General features: G+C 66.2%; 20 protein-coding genes and 2 pseudogenes. 13 read left to right on the top strand and 9 right to left on the bottom strand.

Features of this window, described 5'->3' with window-relative positions; translation table 11 throughout:
• Positions 1-195: 195 nt before the first annotated feature.
• Positions 196-363 carry a hypothetical protein gene (locus tag C493_RS23010; RefSeq protein WP_161606888.1) on the bottom strand — a complete coding sequence of 56 codons (168 nt, stop codon included), beginning with the start codon at positions 361-363 and terminating at the stop codon, positions 196-198.
• 127 nt (positions 364-490) lie between these two features.
• On the opposite strand from C493_RS23010, the gene C493_RS07480 reads away from it, so the two are divergent.
• From C493_RS07480 to C493_RS07470, 3 genes are read left to right on the top strand one after another with little or no spacing between them, the layout of a single operon-like run.
• On the top strand, positions 491-859 hold the full coding sequence (locus C493_RS07480) for a sensory rhodopsin transducer (RefSeq protein WP_007258820.1): 369 nt from the start codon (positions 491-493) through the stop codon (positions 857-859).
• The gene (locus C493_RS07475) at positions 856-2,190 is read left to right on the top strand and encodes a D-arabinono-1,4-lactone oxidase (protein ID WP_007258819.1); all 1,335 of its coding nucleotides are present in this window, start codon (positions 856-858) and stop codon (positions 2,188-2,190) included. The genes C493_RS07480 and C493_RS07475 overlap by 4 nt, the downstream gene beginning before the upstream one ends.
• Complete coding sequence (locus C493_RS07470) at positions 2,187-2,609, top strand: sensory rhodopsin transducer (RefSeq protein WP_007258818.1); 423 nt, start codon at positions 2,187-2,189, stop codon at positions 2,607-2,609. The genes C493_RS07475 and C493_RS07470 overlap by 4 nt, the downstream gene beginning before the upstream one ends.
• Before the next feature lie 25 nt (positions 2,610-2,634).
• On the opposite strand, the gene C493_RS07465 is transcribed toward C493_RS07470, so the two are convergent.
• Positions 2,635-3,069 carry a GNAT family N-acetyltransferase gene (locus C493_RS07465; RefSeq protein ID WP_007258817.1) on the bottom strand — a complete coding sequence of 145 codons (435 nt, stop codon included), beginning with the start codon at positions 3,067-3,069 and terminating at the stop codon, positions 2,635-2,637.
• A 155-nt stretch (positions 3,070-3,224) separates the two neighbouring features.
• Positions 3,225-4,292, bottom strand: a pseudogene (locus C493_RS07460) (AEC family transporter).
• 207 nt (positions 4,293-4,499) lie between these two features.
• Between C493_RS07460 and C493_RS07455 the strand changes: the two are divergent.
• A complete protein-coding gene (locus C493_RS07455; protein ID WP_007258816.1) occupies positions 4,500-6,164 on the top strand; it encodes a PQQ-binding-like beta-propeller repeat protein in 1,665 nt (554 codons plus the stop codon).
• 48 nt (positions 6,165-6,212) lie between these two features.
• On the opposite strand, the gene C493_RS07450 is transcribed toward C493_RS07455, so the two are convergent.
• Complete coding sequence (locus C493_RS07450) at positions 6,213-7,676, bottom strand: DEAD/DEAH box helicase family protein (RefSeq protein WP_007258815.1); 1,464 nt, start codon at positions 7,674-7,676, stop codon at positions 6,213-6,215.
• A gap of 200 nt (positions 7,677-7,876) precedes the next feature.
• Here C493_RS07450 and grpE point away from each other — a divergent pair, with 200 nt between their 5' ends.
• The 3 genes from grpE (at position 7,877) to dnaJ (ending at position 12,794) form a co-directional block, all read left to right on the top strand.
• Complete coding sequence (gene grpE, locus C493_RS07445) at positions 7,877-9,028, top strand: nucleotide exchange factor GrpE (protein WP_007258814.1); 1,152 nt, start codon at positions 7,877-7,879, stop codon at positions 9,026-9,028.
• Between the two features lie 187 nt (positions 9,029-9,215).
• Positions 9,216-11,153: a molecular chaperone DnaK gene (gene dnaK / locus C493_RS07440; protein ID WP_007258813.1), complete on the top strand. Its 1,938-nt coding sequence runs from the start codon at positions 9,216-9,218 to the stop codon at positions 11,151-11,153.
• 480 nt (positions 11,154-11,633) lie between these two features.
• Positions 11,634-12,794, top strand: coding sequence for a molecular chaperone DnaJ (gene dnaJ, locus C493_RS07435; RefSeq protein ID WP_007258812.1), 1,161 nt, complete (start codon positions 11,634-11,636; stop codon positions 12,792-12,794).
• A 30-nt stretch (positions 12,795-12,824) separates the two neighbouring features.
• Here dnaJ and C493_RS07430 read toward each other — a convergent pair whose 3' ends face one another.
• The gene (locus tag C493_RS07430; RefSeq protein WP_007258811.1) at positions 12,825-13,067 is read right to left on the bottom strand and encodes a HalOD1 output domain-containing protein; all 243 of its coding nucleotides are present in this window, start codon (positions 13,065-13,067) and stop codon (positions 12,825-12,827) included.
• Between the two features lie 186 nt (positions 13,068-13,253).
• Between C493_RS07430 and C493_RS07425 the strand changes: the two genes are divergently transcribed.
• From C493_RS07425 to C493_RS07410, 4 genes are all read left to right on the top strand, one after another.
• Complete coding sequence (locus C493_RS07425) at positions 13,254-14,012, top strand: hypothetical protein (protein ID WP_007258810.1); 759 nt, start codon at positions 13,254-13,256, stop codon at positions 14,010-14,012.
• Positions 14,013-14,169: 157 nt separating this feature from the next.
• On the top strand, positions 14,170-14,571 hold the full coding sequence (locus C493_RS07420; protein WP_007258809.1) for a hypothetical protein: 402 nt from the start codon (positions 14,170-14,172) through the stop codon (positions 14,569-14,571).
• Between the two features lie 70 nt (positions 14,572-14,641).
• On the top strand, positions 14,642-15,187 hold the full coding sequence (gene hpt / locus C493_RS07415; protein WP_007258808.1) for a hypoxanthine/guanine phosphoribosyltransferase: 546 nt from the start codon (positions 14,642-14,644) through the stop codon (positions 15,185-15,187).
• Between the two features lie 185 nt (positions 15,188-15,372).
• Positions 15,373-16,776, top strand: coding sequence for a uracil-xanthine permease family protein (locus C493_RS07410; protein WP_007258807.1), 1,404 nt, complete (start codon positions 15,373-15,375; stop codon positions 16,774-16,776).
• Between the two features lie 194 nt (positions 16,777-16,970).
• Here C493_RS07410 and C493_RS07405 read toward each other — a convergent pair whose 3' ends face one another.
• From C493_RS07405 to C493_RS07400, 3 genes are all read right to left on the bottom strand, one after another.
• Positions 16,971-17,171, bottom strand: coding sequence for a hypothetical protein (locus tag C493_RS07405; RefSeq protein WP_007258806.1), 201 nt, complete (start codon positions 17,169-17,171; stop codon positions 16,971-16,973).
• A gap of 1 nt (position 17,172) precedes the next feature.
• Positions 17,173-17,343 carry a hypothetical protein gene (locus C493_RS23005; RefSeq protein ID WP_161606887.1) on the bottom strand — a complete coding sequence of 57 codons (171 nt, stop codon included), beginning with the start codon at positions 17,341-17,343 and terminating at the stop codon, positions 17,173-17,175.
• A gap of 87 nt (positions 17,344-17,430) precedes the next feature.
• Entirely contained in the window at positions 17,431-18,093 is a 663-nt protein-coding gene (locus C493_RS07400; RefSeq protein WP_007258805.1) for a helix-turn-helix domain-containing protein, read from the bottom strand.
• 579 nt (positions 18,094-18,672) lie between these two features.
• Between C493_RS07400 and C493_RS07390 the strand changes: the two are divergent.
• Together C493_RS07390 and C493_RS23370 are read left to right on the top strand one after the other, a co-directional pair.
• A pseudogene (locus C493_RS07390) lies at positions 18,673-19,202 on the top strand (YciE/YciF ferroxidase family protein).
• Between the two features lie 307 nt (positions 19,203-19,509).
• Positions 19,510-19,686: a hypothetical protein gene (locus C493_RS23370; protein ID WP_162832289.1), complete on the top strand. Its 177-nt coding sequence runs from the start codon at positions 19,510-19,512 to the stop codon at positions 19,684-19,686.
• A gap of 91 nt (positions 19,687-19,777) precedes the next feature.
• Here C493_RS23370 and C493_RS07385 read toward each other — a convergent pair whose 3' ends face one another.
• On the bottom strand, positions 19,778-20,953 hold the full coding sequence (locus tag C493_RS07385) for an alpha/beta fold hydrolase (protein ID WP_007258802.1): 1,176 nt from the start codon (positions 20,951-20,953) through the stop codon (positions 19,778-19,780).
• Positions 20,954-21,035 lie beyond the last annotated feature (82 nt).

The raw sequence follows: 21,035 nt of genomic DNA, 5'->3' as shown, positions 1-21,035 counted from the left end.
CGTACCGTGACCGCACGTCGGACCGGTCGCCCTCGCTCGAGGAGCGCCGAAACGTCGACCGAACGCCGACGCGGTTCGGCGAAACCGGCGAGACGCGACCGCTTCGTGCGGACGCCTCCCGCCTGGTCTCCGCTCCCGTCTCCGGAGCCGTTGCCGACCGGCTTACTGCACTGTCCAGAATAAGCGAGATAAGCGTCATCCCGTCTCCTGCAGGGGCCGGGTCCGACCGAAATCCGGTGCCGGAACGGTGTCGTCGCGCTCGAGCGCCACGACCTTGAGACGCCCGTTCGCGCTCGAGTGCAGCCGACCGTCGTCGGCCGCGGCTGAGTGGCGGCTAGCCGTGCGCGTCTCGAGCCTGGCCATTCCTGACCGCCTCGAGGTGGGCGGCGAGTTCGGAGTCCGAAGCCGAGCGCCGCACTCGAGGGCCGCCTGTGCGTACAAGCCGGAGCGTTATCCGCGTCTCCGGTGTCGTACAACCGAGTGAGAATCGATGACCGGCAAACACACGTGGGCGATTCCCGAGGGGTACATCCCCGAAGGGAGCACCGGCCCGGAACCGGAGATGGAGAGCCACGAAACCGTCTGTCTGCTGAACGCGACCGACGAGGACGCGACCGTCGAGATCACGGTCTACTTCACCGACCGCGGCCCGATCGGTCCCTACGAGAAGACCGTCCCCGCCGAGCGAACGCGACACTTCCGGTTCAACGAGTTCGAAGATCCCGAGCCGATTCCGACGGGCGAGGATTTCGCGAGCGTGATCGAGTCCGACGTGCCCGTCGTCTGCCAGCACACGCGCCTGGACTCGAGGCAGGCCGAGAACGCCCTGCTGTCGACGATCGCACACCCGGGTGAGTGAGCGTGGCACAGGAGCCGGATTCGATCGACGAGCGCGATACCGACACCGAAGCCGAGGAGTGGCAAAACTGGTCCGGCAGCGTCTCGTTCGAACCCGATCGGATCCTCGAGCCCGAAGACGAGTCCGAACTCCAGGCGATCGTTCGGCGGGCCGCCGACGAGGGCGAGAGCGTCCGCGTCGCCGGCGCGGGCCACTCGTGGACGCCCGTCGTCGAGACCGAAGACGTGGTCGTCTCGCTGACGAACATGACCGGCGTCGTCGACTGCGACCCCGAGAGCCAGACCGCGACGCTGTACGCCGGGACGACGCTCGAGGAGGCCGGCACGGAGCTTCACGATCGCAACCTCGCGCTTCCCAATCTCGGCGACGTCTCGATGCAGACCGTCGCGGGTGCGTTCGGAACGGGGACCCACGGAACGGGCCCGGAGTTCGAGAACCTCGCGGGCTCGCTCGTCGGCGGCCGGATGGTCACCGGGACCGGCGAGATCCGGGAGTTCGACGCCGAAACGGACCCGGATCTCTTGCGGGCCGCGCAGGTCTCGCTGGGAACGCTCGGGATCTTCACCGAGATCGAACTCGACCTGCAGACGACCTACAAGATCCAGCGGCGCGAGTACTGTACGAACTGGCGGGCGTGTAAGGACCACATCCCGGCGCTGATCGAGGAGAACCGCAACTTCGATTTCTACTGGTACCCCCGCTCGAACGAGGTGAAACTGCGGCTGCTCAACGCGCCCGGCGGCGGCACCGACCACGAGGACCTCTCCTACGCCACGGTCGTCGAGAACCAGACCGGCTGGTGGCAAGAGACCATCCCCGAACACGACGACATCGGCCGCGAGTTCGACGAGATGGAGTACGCCCTGCCCGTCGAAGACGGCCTCGAGTGCTTCTCCCGGGTCCGCGAACGCGTCCGCGAGAACTGGCGGGCCGACGTCGGCTGGCGGCTGCTCGTCCGCACGGTCGCCGCGGACGACGCCATGCTCTCGACGGAGTACGACCGCGACGCGATGACGATCTCGTGCATTCAGAACGCCGAACTGGACCACCGGGACTACTTCGAGGACATCGAGCCGCTCTTTCGCGAGTACGACGGCCGACCCCACTGGGGGAAGAAACACACCCTGCGGGCCGCGGAGCTGCGTGAGCTGTACCCAGAGTGGGATCGGTTCCAGGAGATTCGGCGCGAACTCGACCCCGAGGGCGTGTTCATGACGGACTACCTCGAGGCCTTGCTCGAGGGCGGGGCCGAACCGACGGACGCCGCGACCGACGAGTCGTCGACGAGCGAGGGCGACGTCGCTTCGGGCGCGGAGGTGGGCGACGCGTGACCGAACGCGAGACCGAGCCGGGACCGGACCCGGAGGCCGACCACGACGCGCCGATCGGCGAGACGCGCTGGGAGCTTCCCGGCGGCCACGTCCCCGTCGACAGCACCGGGCCGGAACCCGAGATGGTCAGCCGCGACGAGCTGTGCGCGTTGAACCCCGGCGCGGAGATGGCGACGCTCGAGGTGACCCTCCACTACGCGGACGGCCGCGAGGCGGGCCCGTATCCGCTCTCGGTCGCCGCCGAGCGCGTCCGTCACGTCCGGATCAACGACCTGATCGATCCCTACGCGCCGCCGCTGGGCCGGGACTACGGCATCGTCGTGGAGTCGAACGTGCCGGTCGTCGTCCAGTGCAGTCGCCAGGACACCCGACAGGCCGAGAACGCGACTGCGTCGACGGTCGCGTACGGCGAGGATTAGACGAGTCGCCGGACGCGCCGCAGGCTCAGGACAGGTCCAGCGTGAAAACGTGGGCGTCCTTCTCCAACTCCGTGCGCTCCTCGTAGAAGCGATGCGCTCGCTCCCGCTGGAGCCCCGACGAGAGGGCGACGGTTTCACAGCCTCGCTTCTCGGCCCACTCGACGAGATACCGGAAGAACCGGGCTCCGTACCCCTTCGATCGATGGTCGGGGTCGGTCACCAGATCGTACACCCACAGGTGCCTGCCGTAGTACATGTTGGTCAAAATCGTCGCGCCCGCGAGCGCGGCGAGTTCGCCGTCCGAAAACAACCCGAAGAGCCGATAGCCGTCGGCGGTCATCTGCGCGAGGTACTCGAGGTACTGCGCCTCGTCGACGTCCGGATACAGTCGATTCATCAGGGGGTAGGCGTCGATCCACTCCGCCTCCGACTCGAGTTCGCGGATTTCCACGTCGCCCATGCACTACCCGACGTGCGGTTTTCGGATAGTGGTCACGATCCGGTCGCTTCGACCGGCCGACGGATCGATGCACACGACCGACCGTCGGTGCTGAAACGGTCGCGACCTGTCGACGGGCGTCTCTCCACGTGAGGGTATCGGCACGCGATACGAGCTCACGTCAGCAGCGTGATCAGGACGAACAGCGTCGCGACCGAGACCAGCGTCGTCGCGAAGACGTTCAGCGAGGCGAACTCCTCGTCGCCGCCGAGTTCGGCCGCGAAGACGTACGTCGAGACGGCCGTCGGCGTCCCGAGCATGACGACCGTCGCGGTAAACGTCGCCGCGTCGACCGACAGCGCCGAGAANGCGAAGACGTACGTCGAGACGGCCGTCGGCGTCCCGAGCATGACGACCGTCGCGGTAAACGTCGCCGCGTCGACCGACAGCGCCGAGAAGACGGCCCACGCGAGGATCGGCATGGCGACGATCTTCAGACCGACGACGGAGCCGGTCGCGCCGAGATCGGCCGACGCGAGGATCGGCATGGCGACGATCTTCAGACCGACGACGGAGCCGGTCGCGCCGAGATCGGCCGACGGAAGGTCGACCTCGAGCAAGGCGAGCGGCAGCGCCAGCGAGCCGATGCCGTCGAGGCCGGTCGCGACGGTCCCCGGGACGGCGATCCCGCTCGAGCCGATCGCGAGACCGACGACCAGCGCGAGCAACACCGGGTTCACCGCCAGCCCGCGCAGTTCGTCGAGCAGTTCCACGTCGGCGCCGTTGAACGTCGAGAGCACGAGGATCGTCAGCGGCACCTGCACGAGCGTCACGACGCCGAGGACGACGCTCGCGATCGCGGTCACCTCGTCGGCGAACGTCGCCGCGACCAGCGGGAGGCCGAGATAGCCCAGATTCGAGTGCTACGACTGGACGATCGCGACGCTCTGACGATCGCTCTCGGAGCCCTGAATCTGGTGGACGACCCACGCGAGACCCGCGGTCGTAAACAGGACGAGGAGCAGGCCGCCGACGAGCGTCGCCGACAGCAGTTCGCCGATCGCCTGATCGTAGACCGAGATGAAGATGAGCGCCGGCAGCGCGACGTAGTAGGCGACGGCGTTCAGTGCGTCCGTCCGGCTCGCGTTGAGTACTCCCGTCACGCGCAGTCCCGTACCGACGAGCAGGAGGACGAGCAGCGCTCCAAGTCTGAGAAGAACGCCCGTATCGAAGCCGATGTCCATATCGGTCGGAGTCGACTCGCACGGTTCCCTCGTATGGCTGTGAATGACGGGTCGGCCCCGCGAACCGCGAGCGAGGGCTGTCGTCGGCGGAACGCCCACGTCACGGCGCTCGATTCGGCGCCGTCTGAACCGATCGAAACAGTTGCACGAGGGGAAATCTGCCTTACGAATCGGATAGTAATGCCGCCGATAGCGTTCTGACCAGCCATGAACGGTTGGAACCGACGTGCGGTACTGGCAACCGGTGCAGCGCTCTCCGCGGGCGGCATCGCGTCGATCGGGACGGCGGCGGCCGACGGTGCTGACGACGCCGACGACGATACCGACACCGACGCGGCCCTCCCGAACCCCGATCTCGAGGCCGACCCGCTTCCCGACGAGCACTGGTCGTCCTACCGCGGCGACGCCGGACACGCCCGGTACGTCGCCGCCGACCCCGCGTTCGAAGGCGACGCCCTCGAGGCCGCGTGGTCCGCCGACCACGATGGCACCGTCGCCGTCGCCGACGGAACCGTATACACGACGACGGCGGACGGCGTCGTCGCCCTCGACGCGGCGGACGGCTCGAGCGTCTGGGAGACGAACGTCGCCGCGGACGATCCGGCCGTAGCCGACGAGTTCGTCTTCGTCGCCGGCGACGAGATCGTGGCGCTCGACCGTGACGACGGGAGCGTTCAGTGGGAGAGCGACCTCGGCTCCGACTCTGCGTCCGAGGCGTCGATCGGCCGTCACACGGTCGCCTACGGTGGGGTGTTCGTCGTCGCGAACGGCACCCTGTACGCCCTCGAGGCCGACGACGGATCGGTCCGATGGCAACGCGACTCGATGACGACTGTAAGAGACGAGACGGACGAGGAGATCGACGACGAGTTCGACACGGGAACCGCTGCAGCGAACGGCGTCGTCTACGCCGGGGCGGGAGGTGTGCTCCACGCCTTCGATCCCGAAACCGGCGATGCGGTCCTGCGAAGTGACCGTCGCTTCGGCGGGGTCGGGGGCGACCTCCACGCGACGTCGACCACCGTCGTCGCCGGCGGTCCGTCGACCGTCGAGCACGCCATCTACGACGCCGCGACGGGCGAAGAGCTGGATCTGCTCACGTCCGAGACGCCACACGAACCGGCGCTGGGCGAGGAGATGGCCATCACCGGCACGAACTACGAGGTGTACGGCCGGTCCGTCGTCGGCAGCGAGCACGACTGGACGCTGACCGGCACGCTGCTCTACGGCCAGCCGGTGATCTGCGACGAGACCGTCTACATCTATCTCTGGACCGACAACGGCGGCCCCGACGCCGAGCACGCGGAGCGACTGGTCGCGCTGGACAAGCACTACGGCACCGTTCGGTGGACGCTCTCTGCAGACGAAGGCCCGATCGGTCACGTTCTCGCGATCGACGAGAAAACGCTGTACGTCGACCACGAAGGCGAGCTGGTCGCGCTTCGGGAGGGACAGGCGGGCGACGTCGAAACCGGCGACGACGGGTCCGATCAGGACGACAGCGACGGCGGCGATGGCGACAGCGACGACGACGGTGAAGCCGACGGAACCGACGGGAACGACGTCGAAGACAGTGACGTTGACGACGTCGACGAGTCGGACGCGCTCGACGGCGACGGCGAAACTGCCGACGGAACCGAAACCGACGACGCGGATCCGGGAACCGGCGATGACGACGATTCCGACGGTGCCGCCGATCCGGCCGACGACACGTCGGACGCCGCAGACGACACTGACGGCATGCCAGGCTTTACGGTCGGCGCGGGCGCCGTCAGCAGCGTGCTCGGCCTCGAGTGGCTCCGCCGGCGAGCAGACGCGACTGGAGCGGACGGAGCCGGAACCGACGAAATCGACATCGACGGAGACGAGTAGCCCGACCGCCCGGCGTTCGCGCGCGTCGCTTGTCGCTCGCGCATTCGACTACAACGCGTCGTCGCGCCGCCGCCTCGAGACCCGTTCCTCGCCGGTGTCGGCGGCGAGCACCTCGTACAGCACGGCTCGAGTGCCGTCCGATTTCGGCCGCAGAATCCGGCCCAGCCGCTGGACGAACTCCCGTTCGCTGCCGCTGCCCGAGAGGACGACCGCGACCGCGGCGTCGGGGACGTCGACGCCCTCGTCGAGGACGTTCGAGGTCGCGATTCGGGTGTAGGTCCCCTCGCGGAACCGCTCGAGGATCTCTCGACGCTCGGCGGTCCCCGTCTGGTGCGTGATCGTCGGCATCAGGAACCGCTCGCTGACGTCGTACGCGAGGTCGTTGTGGGCCGTGAAGACGATCGTTCGCTCGCCGCGGTGGTCGTCGAGAATACCCTCGAGGGCCTCGAGTTTCGCCTCGCTACCGTACATGATCTCGCGAGCCCGCTGGCGGGCAAGCAGGGCCTTTCGGGCCTTCGGATCGGAGCCGGAGCGTTTGACGAGTTCCTGGTAGTCCGAACCGCTCTGCAGCTGAATCCCGGAGCGCGCGAGGTAGTTCGTGAACGTCTCCTGATTTCGGTCGTAGGCCTCGCGCTCGTCGGGTGTGAGATCGACCTCGAGGCGCTTCAGGTCGTAGTTCGCCAGATGGTCGCCCGCCAACTCGTCGACGTCGACGCGGTGGACCAGCGGGCCGACGATCGACTCGACGACCTCGTGGGCGCCGTCGGGACGCTCGAACGTCGCCGTCAGTCCGATCCTCGCGGGGGCGGCGAGCAAGCGGGCGATCTCTCGGTAGCCCTCGCCGCCGAGGTGGTGGACCTCGTCGAAGACGACGAAGCCGAACCGGTCTCCGACGGAATCGGCCTTCAGGTACGCCGAGTCGTACGTCGAGACCGTGATCGGCTCGAGTCGCTGCTCGCCGCCGCCGAACCGACCCACCTCGCAGCGGAACTCGCGCTCGAGTTCGCGGTGCCACTGCTCCATGAGATCGATCGTCGGAACAACTACGAGCGTCGGCGTCTCGAGGCGTTCGATCGCCTCGATCGCGATGACGGTCTTCCCGCTGCCCGTCGGCAGTTCGAGGACGCCCGCGGGTGCACGCGACGGCGATCGGTCGGCCGCAGCGTCTCGCCAGCGATCCGTCTCGAGCCAGGCCTCGAGGGCCGCCTGCTGGTACTCGCGGAGTTCGTACGCGGAGTGAAGGTCCGACACCGAGTCGAGGGCGAGGTCGAGCACGCGGTCGTCGACGTGCGCGTCGAGCCCCGCGAGGGCGCGCCGGAGAGACGCGTACCGAAACCCGGGGACGCGCTGGCCGTCCGTTCGGTGGTCCGACTCGAGTTCGGGAACCGCCTCGCGGATCGTCGAGTGGGCGGCGTCGGCATCCTCGAGGCCGTCGATCCGGATCGTCCCGTCCTCGTATCGGAGGGTGATCGATGAGCCCGCGATCCCGTCTTGCGAATCCGTCCCCGTCACGGTCCGTCATCGGTTCGGGACGGACAAATACTGTCGGACTCGCCTCGATCGATTGGATCCGCCTCGCAAGCTTTCGCTCTCGAAGGACGACAGGTGAGAACGGGTGGTAACGCGGCGACCGGATTCGAAAGAACCGACCGCGGACCCCAATCCGCCACCGTACCTCAACCCTTTTATTACCGCTGTTCGTTGACAGCCACATGAGCGAAGACGAGGGCACGAACGCCGACGCCCAGGGTGTCCCGTCCGAGGACCACTCAGACGGCGGCGACCCGGCCGACGTCGAGGCCGCGACGGGCGCGGACGAATCGGACGGTGCGAGCGCGTCCGACACGGACGCGGCGACCGAGTCGACGACCGACGACTCGAACGAGAGCGAGGCCGCCGTCGACGACGCGACAACGGCTTCCGGCGACGGCGCCGCACCCGAGACCAGCGAGGACATTCAGGACCTGCTCGACCAGATCACCGAGTACGACGACGACCTCGCCCACCAGGTCAACGCCGTCGTCGAGGAGGCCCGCGACCTGAACGGCACCGTCGCCGACCAGCGCGCCGAGCTCGAGGACCTCTCGGAACGCGTCGAGGAACAGGCCGAAACCATCGACAAACTGCAAAGCGAACTCGAGGCTCGCGAGGCGGAGGTCGACGAGTACGAAGCGGAAGTCGAGGACCTCACGAGCCGGCTCAAGCGCAAGCAGGCCGACTTCCAGAACTACAAGAAACGCGCCAAGAAGCGCCAGGATCAGATCAAAGACCGCGCGACGGAGGACCTCGTCGAACGCCTCCTCGGCGTTCGGGACAACCTCAAGCGAGCCCTCGAGGAGGAACACGGCGATGTCGAGAGCCTGCGCGAGGGCGTCGAGATGACGATGAAGGAGTTCGACCGGATCCTCGAGGACGAGAACGTCTCCGAGATCGATCCCGAACCCGGCACCGAGACCGATCCCCAGCGCCACGAGGTCATGATGCGCGTCGACAGCGCCCAGCCCGAGGGGACCGTCGCCGACGTCTACACGCCCGGCTACGAGATGGGGGATAAAGTCATCCAGAACGCGCAGGTGACGGTGTCGAACGGCGAACTCGAGGGAGAGGACGAAGACGCCGATTCCGATGCCGACGGCGCCGGCGGAACCGGCGACGAGAACGCCGACTCGACGGCTCCCGAAAGCGACGAGTCCGACTCAGCGGCCGACGACGACTCGGCTGGCGGTGCAGACTCCGAAGACGGCACTGGAGACGACGACGAAGCGAGCGAGGACGACGACGCGATCGAACTCGGCGGCGAAGTCGCGGGCGACGACGACCTTGAGGAAACGGACGCGTCGACTGACGGCGACGAATCGAACTGACCGACGAGACGGGCGGCTGACAGCTCTGTTCCGTTCGATCCGTCCGAAACAACGTTTTCATCCTATCGTGGTATTTACGCGTTGTGGCCGCTGAGCGCCGCCGCTGTAGCTCATTCCGGATATTTTATTCGGCCGCTGGATCGCCCTAGTAACCTTTAAAACAAAGTGCGCACAATAGCCGGTCACGATGGCGAGCAACAAAATTCTCGGAATCGACCTGGGGACGACGAACAGCGCGTTCGCGGTGATGGAAGGCGGCGATCCGGAGATCATCGTCAACGCCGAGGGCGAACGGACGACGCCCTCCGTCGTCGCCTTTACCGACGATGAGGAGCGACTCGTCGGCAAACCGGCGAAGAACCAGGCCGTACAGAACCCCGAGAAGACGATTCAGTCGATCAAGCGTCACATCGGCGAGGACGATTATACCGTCGAGATCGAAGACGAGGAGTACACGCCCGAGCAGATCTCGGCGATGATCCTCCAGAAGATCAAACGCGACGCCGAGGACTACCTGGGCGACGAGATCGAGAAGGCCGTCATCACGGTGCCTGCGTACTTCTCCGACCGACAGCGCCAGGCGACCAAAGACGCCGGCGAGATCGCCGGCTTCGAGGTCGAGCGTATCATCAACGAGCCCACCGCGGCGTCGATGGCCTACGGTCTCGACGACGACTCCGACCAGACCGTCCTCGTCTACGACCTCGGCGGCGGGACGTTCGACGTTTCGATCCTCGACCTCGGCGGCGGCGTCTACGAGGTCGTCGCCACCAACGGTGACAACGACCTCGGCGGCGACGACTGGGACGAGGCCGTCATCGACTGGCTCGCCGAGCAGTTCGAGGACGAACACGACATCGACCTCCGCGAGGATCGACAGGCCCTCCAGCGACTCAAAGACGCCGCCGAAGAGGCCAAGATCGAACTCTCCTCGCGCAAGGAGACCGAGATTAACCTGCCGTTCATTACGGCGACGGACGACGGTCCGATCCACCTCGAGGAATCCCTCACGCGTGCCAAGTTCGAGTCGCTCACCAGCGACCTCATCGACCGCACCGTCGAGCCGACCGAGCAGGCGCTCGAGGACGCGGGCTACGAAGCGGACGAGATCGACGAAGTCCTCCTCGTGGGCGGCTCCACGCGGATGCCACAGGTTGCGGAGAAAGTCGAGGAGCTGACGGGCAAGGAGCCACAGAAGAACGTCAACCCCGACGAGGCCGTCGCGCTCGGCGCCGCGATTCAGGGCGGCGTCCTCGGCGGCGAAGTCGACGACATCGTCCTGCTGGACGTCACGCCCCTCTCGCTCGGTATCGAGGTCAAGGGCGGCCTCTTCGAGCGCCTCATCGAGAAGAACACGACGATTCCGACCGAGGAGTCGAAGATCTTCACCACCGCGGCGGACAACCAGACCTCCGTGCAGGTTCGGGTCTTCCAGGGCGAGCGCGAACTGGCCGAGAAAAACGAGATGCTCGGCGAGTTCCACCTGACCGGCATCCCGCCAGCGCCCGCGGGCACCCCGCAGATCGAGGTCACGTTCTCCATCGACGAGAACGGCATCGTCAACGTCTCCGCGGAGGACAAGGGCAGCGGCGAGTCCGAGGAGATCACCATCGAGGGCGGCGCCGGCCTCTCCGACGCCGAGATCGACAAGATGCAGGCCGAAGCCGAGAAACACGCCGAAGAGGACAAAAAGAAGCGCGAGCGCATCGAGGCCCGCAACACCGCCGAGGCCACGATCCAGCGCGCCGAGACGCTCCTCGAGGAGAACGACGAGCAGGTCGACGACGACCTGCGCGGCGACATCGAGGCCGCGATCGAGGATCTCGAGGAGACGATCGACGACAGTGACGCCGACGCCGAGGATATCGAAGCCGCGACCGAGAACCTGAGCACGGAACTGCAGGAGATCGGCAAGCAGATTCACCAGCAGGCTGGTGCCGCAGGTGCCGGCGGTGCTGGTGGTGCAGCCGGCGGCGCCGCAGGCGGTGCGGCTGGCGGCGCTGCGGGAGCCGGCATGGGCGGCATGGGCGGCGGCCCGAACCCCGGTCCCGAGGGTGCCGCTGGCGGCGAGGACGAGGAGTTCGTCGACGCCGACTTCGAAGACGTTGAAGACGACGACGAGTAAGTCGTCGTCTTCAGCCCGTCAGACGTAGTCTGACGACGTCGACGAAGACGACGAGAACTGAAAGGACGAGTCGTCTTCGTCGGCTCGATGGGCGAGCGGTGCGAGGCGCGACGACGGAGCGCTTCGAGGAGCGAACGGGGAGGGAACCGACCCGTGAGCAAGCGAGTCCATCGTAGTTTCGAAAAGTGAGCGAAGCGAATTTTTCGAAGACGGGGCAACGAGGAGTTGCCACGCTCTCCCCGGCCGATTTCTGCGTATGGGACAAAGGCCCGTTCGCACCACTCGAGAAGGCCTCGAGTGCTGAACACGGATCGAGAACGTCCACTCACCGCGAGCGAACGGAGTGAGCGAGCGGCCTTTTTTAGCGTAGATTTTTTGGCGGGGTTCGAACGCGCCGACGGCGCGTGAGGACCCCGGTAAAAAAGGTACGTTTGGAACGTTCGTTTCAAGTGTCGCAAGCGAGTATCGGTTGCACAACGAATGAGCGAGGACTTCTACGACGTACTCGGCGTGAGTTCCGACGCCTCCGCCGAGGAGATCAAGCAGGCCTATCGGGAGAAGGCCACGGAGTATCACCCGGACGTCAGCGACGATCCCGACGCCGAGGAGAAATTCAAGAAGATCCAGAAGGCGAAGAAGGTCCTCACTGACGAGGAGAAACGTCAGGCCTACGACCGAATGGGCCACGACCGCTACGAGCAGGCCGAGAAACACGGCTTCGACGCCAGCGAAGGCGGCATGGGCGGCATGGGCGGCGACCCGTTCGGCGGCATGGGCGGCGGCGGGATGGGCGGCGGCGGTCTCGGCGACATCTTCGAGCAGGTCTTCGGCGGTGGCGGCGGCCGCGGGCGCCGACGCCCGCGCAAGGGCCGCGACCTCCGAACCGAACTCGAGATCGACCTAGAGGAGGCCTACGAGGGCGCCCAGAAGCAGTTCACCGTCGAGCGCCCGGAGGAGTGTGACACGTGCGAGGGCGAGGGCCATCCGCCGGAGGCCGACTCGGAGACGTGTCCGGAGTGTCAGGGCCGCGGGCAGGTGACGCAGGTCCAGCAGACACCGCTCGGTCGCGTCCAGCAGACGACCGCCTGTCCGCGCTGTGAGGGCGAGGGCACGCTCTACTCCGAAACCTGTGGCGACTGTCGCGGCGAGGGCTACGTCCGCAACGAGGCGACGCTCACCGTCGAGGTTCCCGCTGGCATTCAGGAGGGCCAGACGCTTCGGATGGAACGCGAGGGCGCGCCGAGTCCCGAGGGCGGCCGTCGCGGCGACCTCCTGATCGACGTCTCGGTCCGCGAGCACGAGGACTTCGAGCGCGAGGGCGACGACCTCCAGTACCGACTGCCGATTTCGTTCCCGCAGGCGACCTTCGGCGACACCGTCGAAGTACCGACGCTCGACGGCGCCGTCGAGTTCGACGTTCCCACGGCTACTCAGAGCGGCGAGACCTTCCGCCTCGAGGGGAAGGGCATGCCGCGTCTCCGGGGCCGGGGCCACGGCGACCTCTTCGTGCAGGTGCAGGTCGTCACACCCGAGAGTTTAAATGAGGAACAGCGCGAGGCGCTCGAGGCGTTCGCCGAGGCTGGCGGCGACGAAATCGAGGTCAAGGAGGGGTTCTTCGAGAAGATCAAACGGGCGTTCTAGATCTGCGACTCGGCGACCGACGCCGCGACGTCACGGACGTTCGGTCAGTCGAATCTCGTCCGTCCGGACTTCGACGTCGAAGCCGGCGTACTCGAAGCAGATCCGAATGTCGTCGCTCCGTTCGACGAGCGCGTTCAGAGCGTCGCCGTCTACGCGGTCGTGAATCGGCTCCAGTTCGTCGTGCGGGACGTTCGTCACCGACGACACCGCGTCGGCGACGGCGACCGCCACCGATTCGGCGTCGTGTTCCCACCGGTAGCACCCGTGTTCCATACTGGATGCTGGCTGTGGATGATAAAAGCTGTCGCGTCCGGTTCCCAGAAACTGGGACGACCCACTGCAGGCTCCGTCGGAGCAGACCGATTCCGGCCGCGAGACGCCGTCGGGCGACGGCCGAAATCGCGACTCCGGTCGACTCGAGTCGGCGTGCTTTTTTCGACTCGGCCGCGAGTAGCGGGTATGACCGCCGCGACAGTCGACGAGCTGCTCACGCGTGAACTCCGGAACGACCGACCGTCGCTGGTCGACGCGACGGGTCGGGAGTTCGACCACCACTGGCTGTGTACGACGGCCTGGAAGTCGGGGAACTTCCTTCGACACTCGGGCGTCCGAAAGGGCGTCACCGTCGGTATCGCCGGCGAGAATCCGCTCTCGTTGCTCGCCTTCTTCGGGACGACGCTGCTCGAGGGGACGACCAGGTTCGATCCACCGGCGGATCTGACCGACGTCGAGGATTTCCGGGCGCTCGTGGCGCCGGTTCGCGACCTCGAGTCCGAAACCTACGACCTTCCGCGGGGCGCCCAGCGAATCGGGTACGGAACGAAGCCCGAGCAACCGGATATCCACCACTTCGACGCCGGCGTCTGGACCGAGAACCCGGCCTTTCCGCCGCTCGATATCGACTCCGAGACGACGATCCTGACGGATGGGGAGCGGACCGTGAGCCACGCTGACGCGCTCGCGGCCGCGAGCGACGTCGTCGAGACGCACGGCCTCGAGGAGGGCGACCGCGTCGTCGTTCGGGAACCGCTCTCGGATCCGAAAGCCGTCGCCGCCGGGGTTCTCGCGCCGCTGCTCGCCGACGGTGTGATCGTCCTGACCGGCGACGAACGCGCGGACGGCCAGGAGTCGGCGGTCGAACGCGGTGAGTACGCCGTCTCGAGCGAATCAGTCCCGGAACCGACGCGGATCGAACTGGATGCCGTCTCGCTTCCGTAGGGCCTTCGGTCGTAACACGCCGGAGACGACGGAGAATATTGGACGATGATTTCTGTCTGCCATCTCCACCGTTAATTCAGCTGTTGGGTCGGTTTGCGGCGCGGATCGGGGCGAATTCCCCGGAAAGCATTTTATCATCAATATCAATTATTGTTGCATGACCGAAATGCGGTTCGAGAACGGACGGCGAGCCATAGATCGGTGGGACCGCGTGTTCGAAGCGCTCTCGGCCGAACCGCGGCGACAGCTAATCATCTCCCTGCTCGATGCGTCGCGCGAGCAGTCGGTCTCGCTTCCGGCGCAAGCGATGAATCCGAACGTTCCCGCCGACCCCGAGCGCCTGCGACTCGAGTTACAGCACGTCCACCTTCCGATGTTGGCCACGATGGAGTTCGTCGAGTGGGAGACAGATCCCTTGCGGGCGTCCCGCGGCCCGCGATTCGAGGACGCCGCGGCGGTGTTCGAGGCGCTTCATACGAACGCGGCCGCGCTTCCGGACCGCCTGGTCGTCGGCTGTCAGCGACTCGAGCGGGAACGCGAGTTTCCGACCGGCGAGTGATCGGGCGCGCGCTGCAGTCCGGTCGAAGCGAGAGCGATTCGCTTTTGCACGGATTCCACCAACCGGCCGTATGGAGAAGCTCATCGAGTCGCTCGACGAGGCACCGATCATCGACAAAGGCGGCTACGAGTATCTGGTACATCCGATCAGCAACGGCGTCCCGCGGCTCGATCCCGACCTCCTGCGCGAGGTCGTCGTCGAGGTCATGCGGACGATCGACCTGAACGTCGACAAGATCGTCGCCCCCGAGGCGATGGGGATCCACCTCGCGACGGCGCTGTCCTTACAGACCGACATCCCGCTGGTCGTGATCCGCAAGCGCGAGTACGGCCTCGAGGGCGAAGTGTCGCTCCACCAGGAGACGGGCTACTCGGAGTCGGAGATGTACATCAACGACGTCGAGGAGGGCGACCGAGTCGTCATCGTCGACGACATGCTCTCGACGGGCGGCACGCTGGCGGCGATCTGCGAGGCCTTGGACGACATCGGCGCCGACATCGTCGACGTCGTCGTGATCATGCGGAAGGTGGGTCCGTCGGCGCTCGACGACACCAAATTCGAGGCGACCAGCTTGCTGGACATTACCGTCGAAGACGGCGACGTAATCGTTCACTGAGCGGCGACTCTTCGTTCTCGAGTCCGCCTCGGCGGGACCCGCGGTCGTCGTGTCGCGTCCAGTTGCACTGCACGTCCGTGCACGAATTGATGCACGTTCGTGAACACATTCGGGCTGTGGAAGGCCCATAATGAGCTCACATACGAGACTTTTTGTACACCGACTCGTTACGAGGCGGGTATAGCATGCCGAACAATTCGGATGGGGCCATCGACCTGGAGTACGAACTCGACGACAAACCGCCATGGCCGAAGTCGATTCTGCTCGGCTTACAGCACGTCGCAGTTATGATCGTACCGGCGACGGCCGTGGCGTACGTCGTCGCGGGCGGTGTCGGGCTCGGTCCCGCCGACACCGCGTACATCGTACAGATGGTCTTGCTGTTCTCGGGGCTGGCGACGATGATTCAGGCCTACACGATCGGCCCGGTCGGCGCGCGACTGCCGATCGTCATGGGCTCGAGTTTCACGTTCGTCGGGGCGTCGATATCGATCGGCGTCGACTACGGGATGGCCGCCGTCTTCGGCGCGATTCTCGTAACCGGCTTCGTGGTCGAGGGCCTCATCGGCTGGCAGTTCTCCCGCGTCAAACCCTTCTTCCCGCCGCTGGTTACCGGCCTCGTCGTCGTCATCATCGGCCTCTACCTCATTCCCGTCGGGATGGAGTACGCGGCCGGCGGCTCCGCGGCCGAAGAGGCGGGTGAACTCGGCGCACTTCACCACATCGGACTGGCTGCCCTCGTGTTGGGAATCGCCGTCAGCCTAAACATGTTCACTCGAGGTATTACCCGAATTCTCAGCGTTCTCGCTGCGATCGTCGTCGGGTACGTCGCGGCTATCGCCTTCGGGCTGGTCGACTTCAGTCCCGTCGGTGACGCCGCCCTGTTCGCCGTTCCCGAACCCACCCGATTCGGCTTCGAGTTCGAACCGGTCGCGATCGTTACGTTCGCGTTTCTCTTCCTCGTTTCCGCGATGGAAACCGTCGGCGACATGTCCGGCGTCACGGCTGCTGAGGGGCGAAACCCCACGAACGACGAGTTCCGCGGTGGGCTGTTCAACGACGGTATCCTGAGCTCGCTCGGCGCCGTCTTCGCCGCCTTCCCGATCACCTCGTTCTCGCAGAACGTCGGGATCGTCAACTTCACCGGCGTGATGAGCCGTCACGTGGTCGGTATCAGCGGCGTTATTCTGGCGATTCTTGGCCTTAGCCCGATGGTTGGCGCCGTCGTGACGACGATCCCGAGCGCCGTTTTCGGCGGTGCCGTCTTGCTCATGGCCGGGATGGTCGCGGCCAGCGGCGTTCGACTGATCGTGACCCACACGGAACTCGAGCGGCGCAACATGGTTATCGTGGCCGTCTCGCTCGGTCTCGGCCTCGGCGTCGCGACGACGCCGGAGGCGCTGGCCGGACTGCCAAACGCCGCCGAGACGTTCTTCAGTCAGCCGGTTATCATGGCCGCGCTGTCGGCGCTGCTTCTCAACACGTTCGTTCCCGGCGAGCAGAGTCCGCTGTTCGACGCCCCCGAAACCGGCTCGAGCGCGGCTCCCGTCGAATCGGACGCGCCCGCGGCCGGCCCGAGCGACGACTGATCAAAACGTCGTAACTCGCGGTGGCCCCGCGTCGACTTTCGGTTACACGTCCTCGAGCGGGCGCCGAGGCCGCCCGGCAGTTCTCGTCGGAGTGGCCGTCGCGGTCGCTGGCGTCGGAATCGGTACGTGATCGGACGTGTGAGAGTGAGCGATCGTACCGAGGGCAACAATCGGAATCCCGCCTCGAGTAACGATCAGTCGCTGCCGTTGCGCGCGGCGGGAGCGTCGGCGTCGTTCCGTTTCGAGAGCGGCTGGAACGTCGTGGCCCCGCACCGACAGCCGTCTTTCCGTCCGATCGGTTGGACCGAGTCGTCCGACCGGACCCACGCCGAATAGACGGCGCCACACTCGCGACACCTCGCCGCGACTTTGAGCCAGTCGTCGTCGACGGACATTTCACCCACCGACCGCGCGTTCGACTGCGATTTCGCGGCGCTGTGCGCCGGCTTCGCGTCGGTCGACCCTGATCGAAGGGCCGAGTGCCATCGTGTTCCCCCGACGCTCGAGGGTGTGACTGGCGGATCGACGACGGTGACGGGCGTCCGTTCCGTTCGGTGTGTCGGGCATACCTCACAGTACCGCCGCGATGCCTATGGACGGGGGGGTTGTATTCACGCCTAATTTAAGTCGGACCGTTCAGGTCGAGACGCCGCGTTACTCGTCGTCCGGGTGGCTAACGGTCAGGACGCTGGCGATGAGGTTCCGGTGGCCGTGGTGAAAACGCTTCGAGAGCGCCTGCTGGGAGATCCCGATCTCCTCGGCCAGTTCGCTCATCGTCACCGACTGTGGGACGTCGTAGTAGCCCTCCTCGAGGGCGGTCACCAACGTCTCGCGTTGTTTCGGCGTCAGATCGTACTGAGCGCTCGCCATCGGCTGTTGCTGTTCTTTGAGCTGCGTGAGTTCGAAGGCGATGTCGTTCTCGTCGCAGTAGCGCTGAAACGCCGAGAGCTTGTTTCGGTCGTCGAAGCGCATCCGCAGTTCCCAGTTCTCGTTCCGCCCGATCGCCTGGAGGATCGTCGCGCCGATCTCGACGTAGGCGTAGACGACCGTCTCGATGTTCTGGGTCCACTCGGCTCGGTACAGCCTCGCGTTCTCGACCTCGTCGATCGCGGTGACGTTCGTAACGGACTCGTCCTCGCGGAACGCGTCCTCGAACGTCGTCTGATCGCCGCCGCTGACCCAGAAGTACGGCATGACTCGGTCCTCGAACGTCGCGACGACGCGCTCGATTTCGACGATCATCTCCGGGGCGGCGGTCAGCGAGTGATTGAGGGCGAAGTCCTCGGATCGAACGGTGAACTCTGCGACGATACTCATGGATGGCTCTCACCTGAACGCCGACGCGATTCAGGCGTTGCGTCCGTACGCTTCGACCTTCTCACCCTCGAAGCCGGCCTCGACCAGCGCCGCGAGGCCGCCGGCGACGAAACCGACGCCGGACGGGCTGGCAGTGTCGATCCGACCGAGCCTGACGAACTCGAGTTCGCGGATCGGTCCCCGACCGTGCCGCCGTTCCTCGACGGTCCGCGCTGGTCGACCAGGGGGTCGGTCTCCACGACCGTCGGTTTCGTTTCGGCTTCCTCGAGGGTCTCCCAGGTACAGCCGCTCGGCGCGACGAACGCTGTGGAATCGATTCCGCCGCGTTGCAGCAGTGTGTGCTGAGTCATTACTGGACGAGAGAAGTATCGTGCGGCCGTTTCCCCGATCGTGGGAGCGTACGCGAACGAGGGGGAAAACGACACGCCCCGCAGTTGCGTGTCTCTCCGATAGCGTCGCGCACTGCCCATCGAGTCGGCGACCGTCTCGAGAGCGCGAACGGCGGCCGCGACCGTTCGAACCGAGGCGCCTGCGTGTTCGGGAGCTACGACTTTCTCGCTCCTCGTTCGAGGCGTACCCATGAGTCCAACCACCAGCGTCGATCAGATCGACGACCTCGAGGAACTGTTCCACCACAAGCTCGCCCAGCTGTATTATACGAACAGGAGCTCGTCGAGGCCCTAGACGAGATGGCGATCAACGCGACCAACGATCGGATGAGCGAGGGGTTCGCCGACCACCGCGACGAAACCCGCACGCAGGTCCAGCGGCTCGAGGAGGTCTTCGCCGCGCTCGACCGACCGGCGGAACGACGGGAGGATCCCGTCATCGACGCGCTCGAGGCCGAGCGGGCGACGCTAAAGGACGCCATCGAGGACGACGACATGCTGAACATGGCGTACCTGACCGCCGGGATGATGACCGAGCGCGTCGAGATGACGGCCTACGAGGGGCTGACGTCGATGGCGAATCAACTCGAGTACTCGGACGAAATTCGCAAACCGCTCGAGTCGAACTACGACGAGGAGCAATCCGCCTACCGCGAACTGTCGGCGATGGAGTCGGCGGCGGACATGAAGTCGCTGTGGGATCGGCTCACGCCGTCGTAGACTCCCCTGACGGCGCTGTTGGCGGCCCTCGCTCGTCCCGGGTACGAAACGCGGCGCCTTCCACGAGCGAACGCTGACGGTCGACTCGCGAGTGCGGACGGCCCCAAGCGAGCGTGGAAGCGCTCCCTCGAGGCGCAAAACGCAGTCTGACGGGACAGAGACGGAACGGAGACGGGACGAAAACGGGACGGAACGAACCACACGAGTGCTCTCGTGGCCGCTCGTCGGCGACACTGTTGCTCGGACCGTTTTCCCACAACGTCTGTAGGCATCGAGCGTTTGTAGGCACCTGTCCCTATTTGGCTCGATGAGCGACCAATCAAACGCCGATCGTTCCGACGCGGACGGACTCGAGGCGGCAAAAGAGGAGATCGAATCGGAACCGGATGGCGGTCTCGGACCGGGAGCCGAAGACGGAGAGACCGACCACGAGGAAGCCGAAGACCGCGACGATACCGAAGGCCGCGACGATACCGACGGCTGACTCGCGACCAGCACACGAGAGCGATTTCGAGCCGCTATTCTCTTTGCAGACCCGACCGGGCATCGCCACGGGACGACCGCTTCGCGATCGATCAGTCGCTTCGCTTCGCGACCCACTCGAGTGCGCGCGGCCACCACTCTTCGTCTTCGTGTGCCGCGGCGGCGACCGACGTGCCAACGTGGCCGGTCGGAAACTCGAGGACGGTGGTATCCTCGCTCGAAATCTCCTCGAGGAACGGGAGTGCAGCGCGCGGCGGGACGAATCGGTCCTCCGCGCCGAGAATCAGGAGGACCGGCATACCGATTCGGTCGAGGTCGACCGGGCGACCGCACAGCTCCCACGTTCCCTCCAGCAGGCGGTTCTCGACGAGCAGCTCTCGGACGAACGCTTCGTAGGCGGTTCCCGGGAGGTTCGGTCCGCCGCTGGCCCAGGAGAGCTTGCGGCCGTACTCTTCGACGGCGGCGGCGTCGTCGAACTGATCCCAGAGCCGCAACGGGTTCGTCACGGTGTACTCGACGGGTTTGCGAAGCGCGAGTGCGACCTCGAGCAGCGGCGTCGGGACGACGTCGAACGCGTCGGCAACCTGTTCTGGGTCGTGCTCCGCGGCGAGTCGCCGGAAGAGATCGATCCCGTCGGCCTGGTTGGCGGCTCCGGACTCGAGCGATGGGCCGGCGGGTGACGCGGCGTCTTTACGGGTCCTGTCGCCGTCGACGGCCCGCGGCGTCGATTCGGCGTCGAACGCTAGCGGCGGTCCCTGGAGCACCAGCGTCCGGACGTCTTCCGGAAAGCAGCCGGCGTAGCCGACGGAAAGCGGCGCGCTCGTCGAGTAGCCGTGCAGGTGGACCGCGTCCGCGCCTGTCTCCTCGCGGACGTAGTCGACGCAATTGCGCAGGAATCGACAGACGTAGTCGCCGAGTCCGAGCGAGCGATCCAGCGGCGTCGGATCGCCCCACTCGACGACGTAGACGGGAAACCCGCGATCCGCGAACGCTCGAACGACGCTCCGATCTGCCGCGAAGTCGAGGATCGACGGATCGTTGATGAACGGGTAGGCGATCACCAGCGGGACGGACCGACGCTCGGACTCGGGGACGCGAGGCTCGTACCGCCGGAGCGAGACCGGCCCCTCTTCGTAGACGATCTCGTACGGCGTTGCGCCGGGCTCGGCGGTCGCGAGCTGGGCCATCCGAAGCGGCGCCTGACCGAGTTTCGCCGGCGTTCTGGCGGCCCGGTCGATCGCCTGCCGGTAGAACTCACACGGGTCCATAGGCGAACGTGGCCGGTCGTACAGGGCGGACGGCTATCAGGGGTGGCCCTGCACGTTCGGCCGCCCGTACCGACGGATCGAT

This window comes from Natronolimnohabitans innermongolicus JCM 12255, assembly GCF_000337215.1.
Classification (GTDB): Archaea; Halobacteriota; Halobacteria; order Halobacteriales; family Natrialbaceae; genus Natronolimnohabitans; species Natronolimnohabitans innermongolicus.
This window is presented reverse-complemented; position numbering and strand designations above follow the sequence as displayed.

Bases quoted from the DNA above. Each gene is read 5' to 3' on its own strand.
- C493_RS23010 (WP_161606888.1), bottom strand. From the start codon at position 363: ATGGCCAGGCTCGAGACGCGCACGGCTAGCCGCCACTCAGCCGCGGCC.
- C493_RS07480 (WP_007258820.1), top strand. From the start codon at position 491: ATGACCGGCAAACACACGTGGGCGATTCCCGAGGGGTACATCCCCGAA.
- C493_RS07465 (WP_007258817.1), bottom strand. From the start codon at position 3,069: ATGGGCGACGTGGAAATCCGCGAACTCGAGTCGGAGGCGGAGTGGATC.
- C493_RS07455 (WP_007258816.1), top strand. From the start codon at position 4,500: ATGAACGGTTGGAACCGACGTGCGGTACTGGCAACCGGTGCAGCGCTC.
- grpE (WP_007258814.1), top strand. From the start codon at position 7,877: ATGAGCGAAGACGAGGGCACGAACGCCGACGCCCAGGGTGTCCCGTCC.
- dnaK (WP_007258813.1), top strand. From the start codon at position 9,216: ATGGCGAGCAACAAAATTCTCGGAATCGACCTGGGGACGACGAACAGC.
- dnaJ (WP_007258812.1), top strand. From the start codon at position 11,634: ATGAGCGAGGACTTCTACGACGTACTCGGCGTGAGTTCCGACGCCTCC.
- C493_RS07430 (WP_007258811.1), bottom strand. From the start codon at position 13,067: ATGGAACACGGGTGCTACCGGTGGGAACACGACGCCGAATCGGTGGCG.
- C493_RS07425 (WP_007258810.1), top strand. From the start codon at position 13,254: ATGACCGCCGCGACAGTCGACGAGCTGCTCACGCGTGAACTCCGGAAC.
- C493_RS07420 (WP_007258809.1), top strand. From the start codon at position 14,170: ATGACCGAAATGCGGTTCGAGAACGGACGGCGAGCCATAGATCGGTGG.
- hpt (WP_007258808.1), top strand. From the start codon at position 14,642: ATGGAGAAGCTCATCGAGTCGCTCGACGAGGCACCGATCATCGACAAA.
- C493_RS07410 (WP_007258807.1), top strand. From the start codon at position 15,373: ATGCCGAACAATTCGGATGGGGCCATCGACCTGGAGTACGAACTCGAC.
- C493_RS07405 (WP_007258806.1), bottom strand. From the start codon at position 17,171: ATGTCCGTCGACGACGACTGGCTCAAAGTCGCGGCGAGGTGTCGCGAG.
- C493_RS23005 (WP_161606887.1), bottom strand. From the start codon at position 17,343: ATGCCCGACACACCGAACGGAACGGACGCCCGTCACCGTCGTCGATCC.
- C493_RS07400 (WP_007258805.1), bottom strand. From the start codon at position 18,093: ATGAGTATCGTCGCAGAGTTCACCGTTCGATCCGAGGACTTCGCCCTC.
- C493_RS23370 (WP_162832289.1), top strand. From the start codon at position 19,510: ATGAGCGACCAATCAAACGCCGATCGTTCCGACGCGGACGGACTCGAG.
- C493_RS07385 (WP_007258802.1), bottom strand. From the start codon at position 20,953: ATGGACCCGTGTGAGTTCTACCGGCAGGCGATCGACCGGGCCGCCAGA.